This is a genomic window from Ureibacillus suwonensis (assembly GCF_042655065.1).
GTDB classification, from domain to species: Bacteria; Bacillota; Bacilli; order Bacillales_A; family Planococcaceae; genus Ureibacillus; species Ureibacillus suwonensis.
Window position 1 is genome coordinate 1 of sequence record NZ_JBHSNQ010000047.1, and the last position, 11,719, is coordinate 11,719.

Below are 11,719 nucleotides of genomic sequence, written 5' to 3' on the forward strand. Positions count from 1 at the left end.
TGGAGAAGATTCACTCCAAAGGCCTTTTTGTCATTGGCATGGTCAAACAGCTGAAACAACGGTATCTTTTCAACGGAGAACGTTTAACCTTGGAACAACTGTATCGAAAAGCGAAACGAGACATTGGTAAAAAAGAAACACTCGGCTCGATTCACGCAACCCTTCATACGGGTTTACCAGTGAAAATCGTGTTTGTGCGGAATCGAAACAACCAAAGTGAATGGCTGGCCATTTTGAGTACAGATACCACGCTGTCTAATGAAGAAATATGGGATGCGTTGGGACATTGAAACCTTTTTTAAATTCAGTAAATCGTTTTTACATTTAGCCAAAGAGTTTCAAGGTCGTTCCTATGACATGATGATTAGCCATACTACCATTGTCTTCACTCGGTATATCTTGATTGCTTGGCAACTTCGGAAAGAAGAGGATCCTAAAACCATGGGCAACTTATTCTTGTTTCTATGTGACGAAGTAAAGGAGATGGACTTTAAAACGGCTTTACTACAATTGATTTCTCTTTCCCAAACTTTGGCTGAAGCTAAGATTTATTTGAGTATGGGCATTTTTCAGTGTCAACTGTCCAATTGGATTACTTCTTTACCTCGTTATATCAAGGACTGTCTTCATATTTCTGTGTGCGAAAGTTGAGTAAAGAATACATTAATGGAAAGAAACGGAATCACTTCTCAACAAAAATTTTCATTTTTTATTGTTTTGACAAATCTATTGATTGCCCGTAAAACGATTTTTATTGAAATCCCCTCCCCAAAACCAAACATTTCTTGAACTGTGCAACATTCCCCTAACTTTCTTCACAGACTTGTATTTCCAATTTCCCTTCATTTTAAGTAAAATAGGAAAAAAGAATGTTCGGAGGTAAGGATAGTGGATGAAATCTACCGCGCACTTAATGGCTATCCGAAAAGAATGATAGGATTATCCGCATTGGAAGCAATCATGGGGAATTTCTTTCATACATACGAAGAATTTGCCGGCTTTATTTTGAAGCTGGAACAGGAAGGCATTTTGGAGATGGTGAAGTCTAAAGGAAGAACGACAAGAAATCCATCGCTCGCCTTTCAGTACCGGATCAATAAAAGTCTGCTTCAAACCGGTTTCCATCAAGAGATTCAACATTATCGCAACAAGCTCCATCCATCCATAAACCTTGATGAATATTACAAAAAAGATCCTTCCATTTGGCGGCACGATCTTCCTTATCTCATCAAAATCGATGAATACATAAAAACATTTGGTTTTCCGGAAGAGTCCGTTCCTGCACCGGAGCGCAGTTTTGAACTGGTCCAGGATGAAAAATGGCTCACTGAAAAAGGGGGAAAAGAGCTGCTGGAGCGTATCGGACTCTTCCATTCTTTTAACATCATCCCTGTTTCCGACCCGTTGATGTTTGCCATCCATCCCAAGCTGGTGACAAAGGAGACACAGTTTCACCTGATTGTTGAAAATAAAACGACTTATCAAGGTCTGCTTCCGGCTTTGCCATCCACTGAATTTTCCACATTGATTTACGGAAGTGGGAAGAAAATCATCCATAGCATCGAACAGTTCCAGGACCAATATCCGGTCAACGCCCAGCATCATTTTTTCTATTTCGGCGACATTGACCGGGAAGGAGTGTCCATTTGGCATTCGTTGAATCAAAAAATCAAAGCCCATTTGGCATTGCCATTCTATAAAGCTTGTCTTGAAAAACAGCCGATCGCCGGAAAAGAATATCAAAGACAATATACTGAAGCTCAAGAAAAATTCATTAGCCAATTTCCGCAAAAGGAGCAAGAACAACTGGCGATGATGTTTTCGCAAGGGAAGTATTACCCGCAGGAAATCTTAAAATCAAAAGAATTGCAGGAAATTTGGAGGGGATCCGATTGGAACAGATGGATATGCAAGCGTTATTAAGCGGATACAGAGATCGGATCCGGCGCATCGCCCTTTTTGAACCATTGAATGAACTGGATCGGAAAAGGGATGTTGATTTAAATGGGACGAAGATTGATATGAAAGGGCTTGGCCTCCTCACTTTGCTTTTTTTCTTTGAACAGAAGTTGATGCGAAATCAAAGGACAGGTGTCAAAGAATTGGCTTCCTTTTTAAAAGAGGCCACGAAAGAAGTGTATATGCTGAAAGAGGAAACCTATGAAGAACTGGCCAGAACCTTGATTCAAAATTTCCGCCCGACCCACGGAAAAAAACGCAGCTACGGTTATTTTGATTGGGAGGAAAAGGCGGAGGAGACCATTGAATATTCCATTTTGAAGGCGAACGATTTTGATGCCGGAACGAATACCCAATTCTACACATTGGATGAAGATGGATTGGAATTGATTTTTGCAACGAAGGAGTTTTACAGTGAGTTTCAAATTTCCATCAACCAATTGATTTTACGGAAACAGCTGGAAAAGGGGGAATTTAAGGGGGCACTTCGGCAAATCAATGAAATGCGGGTGGCCGTCGAGACGTTGCAGGAACGCATTGTCAAATTGAAGCATGAAATCCAGCGAAGCATTGTGTCCGAAGAAACGTTTGAGCGGTATAAAGAGCTGCTTGATGATATTTTTCAGAGGCTGGAACGGGAAGATGAAGAATTCAAAGAATTGAGGGAGTTTGTCAAAGAAACGAGGGAACGATTGTTTGCCGAAAATATTCATCAAAAGGAGCAGAAAACGTATCAATACATTTTGCAGATCAACAGGGAATTGGAGAAAGTGCACTATGAACATTCCGAGCTTCTGAATCAGACTCTCCATTTGAAAAACACGACTTTGATTACAGCCCAGGAGTCGCTTTATTATACGGGCATGCATTCCTTTAACTTCGACCAAGATATCGTGTCTCTCATTGTGTCCACCCCTTTGCCGTTGGATGCGATGAAAGGCGTTCTCCATCCTTTCCTGAAAGTGGAAGAAAATGAATTTTGGTCGCCGCTTGCTGTTTTGGAAGAGCAGAATATTGTAGAAGACCGGAAAGAGAAGGTGGAATACCACTTTTATGAAGTGGATGACGAAAACAGCTTCAATTCATATAAACAATGGATTTCAGAAAAATATAAAGAGCTGATGGAACATTTTCTGAAGGCTTATGAAGAAAATAGCGGCAATACGTTATCCGAGTTCATATCCTATCTCGAAAGAAATCAATTGGAGAATCTATTCCAAATGCGGTATTTCTACGATTTTTGGATTGTTCTCCACCAACGTTCGCCTATTCAAGCGGGAACGGATGATGAAGAAAGCAGAACGGTTTTTGATGAGGCCTTTCGATTATTGGGAAAACGCAAATTAATCGTTACGGAAGATAAAGCGATCATTCAAAAAGTAGATCGCTATTCCATCAGTGAAATGAACATAAAGTTGGAGGATGAAGATGAACTATTCTGAACAAACGGTGTTGCAAGCCTTTCGACTATATACGAAGCTGGCAAGGGACGGGGTTTTGGGCAAAGAGGCCGTTCAAATCTACAATGCCGATGAAGATGTGCGCGCCCTTCTTGAATTGTTCAGCCAGGAAGTGCATTGCGCCATAATCAAAACGAGTGAAGAACTGTTTCTCGTTCCTGAACCGAAGCTGTCTCCATTCCATGTAAACAATGAGTGGATTAAACGGAAATATTTGCGTTCCGGTGCGACGAATGCGGATATGTATCTTCTTTATTTTTGCATACTTGTTCTTTTCGGCAGTTTTTATGATTCCTATCAAAGTCCGCATCCCACAAGGCAATTTATCGGCATGGATGATTGGATCCGGCTGATTCAGGAGCGGATTGATCATTTGAAATCCCATGATGAGGAACAATTAAAAGCATCGGAAAAAGAGTTTTCTTACAATTGGAGCGCTATCATCGAAAAATGGGATGATATGGATGATATTAAGGAAACCGCTAAGCGGCAATCAGGAAATACGATTAGCCGAATGAGCTTCCTGCATATGGTTGCAAAGTTTTTGAACGACCAACAGTTGATCCGGGAAATCGGGAATAATGAAATCACCTTGACGGAAAAAGCGATGACCATCATCCAGCGATTTTTCATGGCAGTGGAATATAACAAAGGGATTTTTGAGTTTCTTTACGGTTTTGATAAGGAGGGACAACATGCCGGCCATCAATAAAATCAGATTGACCAATATTGTCTATGAAGAAGGCAACAAGCGTTATAATGATGAACTCTTTTTATTCAACGGATATAATGGGGCGATTCTTCTTGAAAACGGCGGAGGGAAGACCGTTTTTATCCAAACGGTATTGCAAGGGATGATTCCCCATACCGATTTGGCGGATCGAAAAATTAAAAACACTTTGGTGTTGGAAAATGCCCCGGCCCATATTGCGATCGAATGGATACTCAACGAACGTCCACGGCGATATGTTGTGACGGCGGTGACCCTTTTTATGACGGATAAAGGATTGGATTCTTACCGCTATGTTTATGAATATGATGAAGGGGATCAGAACGGAATCGAAGGCATTCCTTTTGTTCGGGAAGGACAAGGCGGCACCAGACCTGCCGACAAGGGAGAAATGCTTGATTATTACAATGGCATGAAGGAACGATATCCTTTATCGGCAAGAACGTTTTCGACAATCAAAGAATATCGGAAGTTTATTGAAGAACAATACCATATTATTGCCGATGAATGGGAAAGTATTGTGACAATCAACAGCTCGGAAGGGGGCGTCGAGGCCTTTTTCGAAGCCTGCAAAAACACCACCCAGTTATTTGACCGCTTATTGATACCGACCGTTGAACAATCGATTGCGGGTCATCATCCAACCCTTTTTGCCGATATCTTTGAAAAACAGCTGGATAATTTGAAACTTTATAAAAAACTGAAAGAAACCATTGAAGAGAACAAGCGGATCCAACATCAACTGGAAAAATACGTGCAAACGTTTGAAAAACTGCATTCCTCCCAGCTTGCCTATGACAAGTCGAAGCAGAAGGCAAAAGGAATATGGGAAGAGATTCAAATTCAAAAAATCGATGTTGCAAAAGAAATGGAAAAGAATGAAGAGCAATTCAATCTTTGGATTCAAAAGAAAAAAGAACATGAAGTGAAAGTGGCGTCTTATCAGATTGCCGTTGAGGAAGAAAAATACGAACAACTGCAGAAAGATTATAATCTGGCAAATGTTGAATATGGCACAAAAAAGGAAGAACTGGAGCAACATAGCCTTGCCTATTATTCATTGAAATTTGCGAAATGCAAGCAACTTTTGAATCATTATCAAAAGGAAATTGCGTTTGTTGAAAGCGAAATGAAGAAGCTGGAAGAAATAGAAGAGCTCTCGGATTTGCAAAACCAATTGGAAGAAACGAAGCAGGCGCTGCTCGGACATTTTATTGAACAGATGGATGACATGAAAAAGAATATGGAACAAATCCAATTCGAACTCAATCCGATTGTAAGGCAAATCGATACTTTGCAGGAAGAAAAGCGCTCCATCGAAAAACATGATTTGGATAAGCAAAGGGAAATCGCCGGTGTTCAGAAAACCATCCAAATGAGGGAAGCGGATATCGAAAGGTTGAAACAATTGTTGCTTTCCAATCCACAGCACGAACAAGTGGAAGAGAAAATGGCCGAATGGCAAAACCGCCATCAATTTTTGGATGAAGAACTGATACGGCTGCACGGAGAGAAGAAGGAAAAAGAGAAGCAATCGATTGAGCTGGATGAAACCATCGAAAAATTAAAAAATGAGAAGAACGGTTTGCATGTTGCCAAAGAACAATTGAAAAACGAGAAAAGCCAAATTGAAAATGAACAAAGAAAAATGATTCAAATTTTGGGAAGATTAAGACCGCAATGGGCCATTCTGGAATCGGTCTATGAAAATGAACACTCCATTTATAACCGGCTTTATGAAACCATCGAAAAATTGAAAAAGGAAAAAGAGGTTTTATTATACAAAGAGCGGGTGGCATTGCGTTTAGTCGATGATTATGGGGAACAGAAAACATTTTTCAGCGATCCGTTGATTGAAGCGCGGATAAAATCATGGAAAAATCAATTGGACTATTGTGTAACGGGTATTGAATATTTGCAGATGCTGAATGAAGCGGATTATGAAGAAAAAATCTTCTATCCGTTATGGGCTGTCACTTTGATTACAACCAATAAATCGAAGGAAGAATTGCAAAAGAAAGTGGAAGACCTTGCCGATGAACTTCGATACCCGATTCAAATACTGACGACCGAAGAAGCGGCGAAGATAAAGAAAGATGCCGTCCAACCGGAGCCTTCCTGGATTATTCCTGCTCATTGGGAAAAAGGAATGATGGAAGAGACCTTTGCGCAATGGAAAGAAAAAGTCCGTGTGGATGCGGAAAAAGCGACGAAGGAAAGAGAACTGAAAGAAACGGAACAAAAAGAATGGGAATATGCCCTACAAGCCTTCCAACAATTTTTGAAAGACTATCCATATGAACGGCTGACCGATTTTCAAAAAAGATGGTCGGAAACGATGTTAAAAATCGAACAAATCGAAAGAGAAATTGAAAATGCGGAGCAGCAGCGAAAGAATCTGAAGCATCAAATCACAACCATCGGGGAACAAATGGAACTTTGCCAAGAAGAAATGCAAGGGCTTGAACGGAAAATCCAGGAAGGGAATCAATATTTCCATTATTGCCGTGAAGTAAAAGAGGCCAAGGAAGTTGAAAAAGAGTTGAAAGACGTATTGGCCAATATAAAAGCCAAAAAAGCACATTTAGCCGCACAATTATTGGATTATAACGAACAAAAGGCTGCACTGGAGGAACGCAAACAAAATTTAAAATGGAAATTAGATTCTCTTAAAAATGATGAAGAGTATAAAGAAGTGCAATCATTGACCCCAATTTTTACCGGGGAAAGCCGGAAAAATCTCCGCGACAAAATCCAGACGCTGAATTTGAAAATCCATCAAGCGTCAAAAAGTATAGGAGAATTGAATGAAAAGCTGGCCAATGCCAAACACAATTTGACTAAACTGCAGGAAGAGATGGATCAGATCCGCAATGAATGTGAAAATGTGCATGAACATTGGGAATTTCCATCAGATGGAGAACATTTATTGCAAAATAAGATTATCAAAATAAAAGAGTTGAAACAGGCATTAAACAAGTTGGAAAAACAGGTTACTGAAAAGCTTTCTGCAAAGGAAGAGCAAAAAGGAAAAAGAAATCATTTGAAACAGCTTTTCCGTGAAAATTTTCCGGATTATGATATTTACACATTCTCCGTTCCATTAAACCAAGCGGAAGAAGAGCTTGCTGAAGAAAAGAAGGCGCTTCAAAAAGAGAAGAATTATTTGGATGAACAGATGGAACAAGTGTCACGGGAGCAAAACAAGATTGATGAAGCGGAACGCGAGCTGATCAAATTCATTGAAAAACATCATTTTAACGCACCGCAAGTCGTGACAATCCCTTTAAGTGAAAATGAAAAAATGGATTTTATCTATAATCGGAAGAAAATGGTGAAAGCCATTATCCAAGAATTGGAGCAACATAGTGGACAAGTGGAGAAGGAAAAGGAAGCGGTGGATGCCCAAAAACAAGCTTATAAGCAGTTTTGTTCAACGATTTCTGATAATAAATTGCAAAAAATGGCGATTGAAGGTGTGGATTATAAGACGGGTTATGAAGAGTTATTGGATTTTAAAAAGAATATGATGATCCGAATCGAGCGGTCGACGAATTATGCCAATGAACATATACGGCAAAAAGATGAGGAATTGCAGGCATATATCAACCAAATCCATAACCATTTAAAAACAGTGGTAGAAGAGTTGAAACAAATTCCAAAACATACAAAAGTAAAAGAAGAGGATCAATGGAAAACGATTTATACTTTTACGATCCCTCAATGGGACGAAGAAGAAGGTAAGCAGCGGATCCGCGATTACATTGAGTGGATCATGCTTCAACTGGAGTCGGATCGTTATGTAAAAGAAAATGGCCTTCAGGATGAAACGAAAGTTCGGAATGACATTGAAATGTGGATGCAAACCAAACAGCTTCTGCAAGTGGTGATGAAAAATGAAGGCATGAAAGTAAGTTGCCGCAAAGTGACAAACGAAAATAAAGTGTCGACAAGGTCCTATTCTTGGGAGCAGAGCAATGTATGGTCAGGCGGAGAAAAATGGAGCAAAAATATGACGTTGTTTTTGGGCTTGTTAAAATACGTCGCTGAAAAGAAACAGCATCAAAAAACAAACATGAAGCACAGCCGGGTGGTGATTTTGGACAATCCATTCGGCAAAGCATCGAGCGATCATGTGCTCAGTCCGGTTTTCTTTGTTGCGGAACAATTGGGATTTCAAATCATCGCATTGACCGCCCATGCGGAAGGGAAGTTTTTGCGGGATTATTTCCCTGTAATTTATAGCTGCAAACTCCGTGAAGCCAAACAAGCCAATAAACAAATCGTCACAACGGAAAAATGGCTCCACCACGCATACTTCCGCGACCATGAACCGGAAGCGTTGGAAAGACTAACAGAAAAGGAACAAATGTCTTTGTTCTAGAAAACGTGGGTTTATTCAAAAGAGCGAATGAGAATGATGATTGGCTTTCTCATTCGCTCTTTTCTAATGCTTTGGCAATTATTTTGCCAAGTTTGACTATTATCCTTGGCATTTTGGCTATTATCGAATCAACTTTGACTATTATCGCCTCTCAGTATTCCCTATTTTTCCACAATGGCTATTATCTTCTTAAGATTGACTATTATCTTTGAAGAAATGACTAATATCTTCCTCAATTTGACTATTATCGCCTCTCAGTATTCCCTTTTTTCCTCCTCTGGCTATTATGTTTACAAATTTGAAGCAGAATGACTATTATTGTGCCATCTTTGGCTAATATCCTGCTTGATTTATGCATGAATCAGCCACATCTTTTCTCTTCTCAAAGCTGTTGGATTCATGGTTGATAAAAAATAAAAATTTGCAATAACACACAATTTTACTATACTATGTATAGAAATTTCTAAACAGAAAAGGAAATGATTCATGAACGAACTAACGCCATTTCTCTATTTCGAATTTGCAAAATCGAATGGAATGATTGAGCCTATTGCTTTTCTTCATCCGGAAAAAATCATTTCTGCCAGCCAAATGCATGAAGTGTTAACTTGTCTTCAAGAAGTGCAAGAATGGGTAAAGAAAGGGTATTATGCGGCGGGGTTTTTATCTTATGAGAGCGCCCCGGCTTTCGACTCTTCATTAAAAACAAAGGCGGATTATCAGATGCCTTTGTTGTGGTTCGGCCTTTATAAAGAACCTACATATCAAGTGATGGCAAGTCAAGGTTCCTATTCATTGACGGAGTGGGAGCCTGATACGAATGAATCGGAATATCGGGAAGCCATTCAATCCATTAAAGACGCCATTGCAAAGGGGATCACTTACCAGACGAATTATACGATCCGATTACATGCCCGCTTTCAAGGGGACGCTTTTGCCTTATTTGATAAAATGAAAAAAGCCCAAAAGGCAAATTTTTGTGCTTATATACATACAGGGGAACACAGCATCCTGTCCGCCTCTCCCGAATTGTTTTTCCATATGAAAGGAAATCACATCACAACCCGGCCGATGAAAGGTACGGTGAAAAGGGGAAAAACCTTTGAAGAGGATCTGGAACGGGCAAATTGGCTGTATCATTCCGAAAAAAACCGTGCGGAAAATGTAATGATTGTGGATTTGCTGCGGAATGATGTAGGAGCCGTTGCGGAAACGGGAACGGTGAAAGTGGACAAATTATTTGAAATCGAACAATATCCGACGGTGCATCAAATGACTTCGACTGTGACGGCGAAGTTGAAACAAGATGCGGAACTGGTGGATGTATTTAAAGCCATCTTTCCTTGCGGCTCCATTACAGGGGCTCCAAAAGCCAGCACAATGGATATCATCTCACAGCTGGAAAAATCACCCCGGGAAGTGTATTGCGGGGCTATTGGATACATCACGCCCGATCAAGAAGCCATTTTTAACGTGCCCATTCGGACAGTAGTGATCGACCATCAGACAGGGAAGGCCACTTATGGTGTCGGTGGGGGCATTACTTGGGACTCCACCGCTGAAGACGAATTTCATGAAGTTCTTGCCAAATGCGCTTTTCTGAACAGGGAAGAAAAAGCGTTCCAATTGCTGGAGAGTTTGCTATTGGATAACGGCGAGTATTTTCTCCTGGAGGAGCATTTGAACCGTTTGAAGAAATCGGCAACTTATTTTCAGTATGCCGTCAACACGGATGAAGTGGAAAAGAAGCTGAAGGAATTTGCCAAAACGAATCCTTCCGGCCAATGGAAAGTGCGATTGCTATTGGAGCAAAACGGTGCTTGTATAATCGAAGGTCAGCCGATTGTGAAAATGCAGTCTCCGAAAAAAGCGATTCTTGCCAAAAGCCCAATCCATTCGGAACATTTATTTTTATATCACAAAACGACGAATCGGGATATTTATGAGCAGTTCAAGCCGGCGTCAGATGAAATTTTTGATGTTCTGCTATGGAATGAAAGAGGGGAATTGACAGAGTTCATCAACGGGAATGTCGTGTTGGAAATCGACGGGAAACTGTGGACGCCGCCTGTCAAAAGCGGGCTCCTTGCAGGCACTTTCCGTGAGCATCTGTTGAAAGCGGAGAAGATTCAGGAAAAGGTTTTGACCTTGGATGATTTGAAAAGCTGTTCGAAAATTTGGTTTATCAATAGTGTAAGAAAGTGGATTGAAATTGAATTGGTCCGGGGATTTTGAATGGTCAGTCTTTCTGGCTCAAGATACCTATAATCTGCAAGACAAGTTTATTATGTTTTTATCTTTATTCAGCATGAGTCCAAAATGTATAATTGTATGGACTTGTGCATATAAACATACCATTGGTTAAAAGAACAATTCATGTTTATATAAATCTAAAGGGATATTTAATTGTAATGTTTGTATAACTTTCCACCCGTTACTTCCGCGACTAGGAACCGGGAGCGTTAACAAACAAATTTTTTTGATTTAGAAACGCGGCAGTTCGTACGGATTGAGGGTGGGACAAAACCTTCTTAATAAAATGAAAACAGCCCATGAAATTTTGTAACGAAATTTCATGGGCTGTTCTAAATTTTTAATACCTCTTGAAGCTCGTTATGTTTCAGCCTATATTTTTGAAAAGAAAAAATGAACCACTCCAAAACTTTTTAAAATATATAAAGTTTTTCGGTTAAGACCTTTTTGGATAATCTATATTTTTTAGACGGAAAAAATCCAAAACGTTACAATCATAATGAAATAATGAATATGGTTTCGCTTGATCCAATCGGTAAACTCCATTCATCGTTTACAATGATAAAATCCTTTCATCTTGCCCCTTGTCCCCATTTAATTCTTTTAGACTTTTTAAAGAAATATCTTCATAGTCCAAGCCCTTTCATGCATAGGATTGAAACAATAGCCGCAATGATGGAAACGTTTTCCCTACAAAATACCTCGAAACCCAAAAAGCACAGCACTTGATTTTCAAGTCGAAAGGGGGGATTTGTACCTTTCATCCAAAATAATCCATCGATGTCCAACCCCTGATTCCAAACAACTGGTAGTGTCAAAAAATCTATGAAAACTTAGTTTTGGAGGGATGTGATCTAGCGAAACTAGAGGAAATGCCGCCGCAATCGCTCTTGACAAACACGTCAATGGTTTGATTTCGAACCAACAAGGGCG

5 protein-coding genes and 1 pseudogene are annotated in these 11,719 nt (G+C 40.0%); all 6 read left to right on the forward strand.

The genetic code is table 11. The features are described from left to right. Positions 1-651 (forward strand): annotated as a pseudogene (locus tag ACFPOH_RS17110) (IS4 family transposase); the annotation flags it as partial. A gap of 237 nt (positions 652-888) precedes the next feature. Further along, positions 889-1,923 carry a Wadjet anti-phage system protein JetD domain-containing protein gene (locus ACFPOH_RS04340; protein ID WP_390308915.1) on the forward strand — a complete coding sequence of 345 codons (1,035 nt, stop codon included), beginning with the start codon at positions 889-891 and terminating at the stop codon, positions 1,921-1,923. Further along, a complete protein-coding gene (locus ACFPOH_RS04345; RefSeq protein WP_168412867.1) occupies positions 1,893-3,401 on the forward strand; it encodes a replicative DNA helicase in 1,509 nt (502 codons plus the stop codon). The genes ACFPOH_RS04340 and ACFPOH_RS04345 overlap by 31 nt, the downstream gene beginning before the upstream one ends. Continuing rightward, positions 3,388-4,131: a DUF6063 family protein gene (locus tag ACFPOH_RS04350; protein WP_390308916.1), complete on the forward strand. Its 744-nt coding sequence runs from the start codon at positions 3,388-3,390 to the stop codon at positions 4,129-4,131. The genes ACFPOH_RS04345 and ACFPOH_RS04350 overlap by 14 nt, the downstream gene beginning before the upstream one ends. Then, positions 4,115-8,533, forward strand: coding sequence for a coiled-coil domain-containing protein (locus ACFPOH_RS04355; RefSeq protein ID WP_390308917.1), 4,419 nt, complete (start codon positions 4,115-4,117; stop codon positions 8,531-8,533). Before ACFPOH_RS04350 ends, ACFPOH_RS04355 begins: the two co-directional genes overlap by 17 nt. A 486-nt stretch (positions 8,534-9,019) precedes the next feature. Further along, entirely contained in the window at positions 9,020-10,768 is a 1,749-nt protein-coding gene (pabB, locus tag ACFPOH_RS04360) for an aminodeoxychorismate synthase component I (RefSeq protein WP_390308918.1), read from the forward strand. Positions 10,769-11,719 lie beyond the last annotated feature (951 nt).

Bases quoted from the DNA above. Each gene is read 5' to 3' on its own strand.
- ACFPOH_RS04355 (WP_390308917.1), top strand. From the start codon at position 4,115: ATGCCGGCCATCAATAAAATCAGATTGACCAATATTGTCTATGAAGAA.
- pabB (WP_390308918.1), top strand. From the start codon at position 9,020: ATGAACGAACTAACGCCATTTCTCTATTTCGAATTTGCAAAATCGAAT.
- ACFPOH_RS04350 (WP_390308916.1), top strand. From the start codon at position 3,388: ATGAACTATTCTGAACAAACGGTGTTGCAAGCCTTTCGACTATATACG.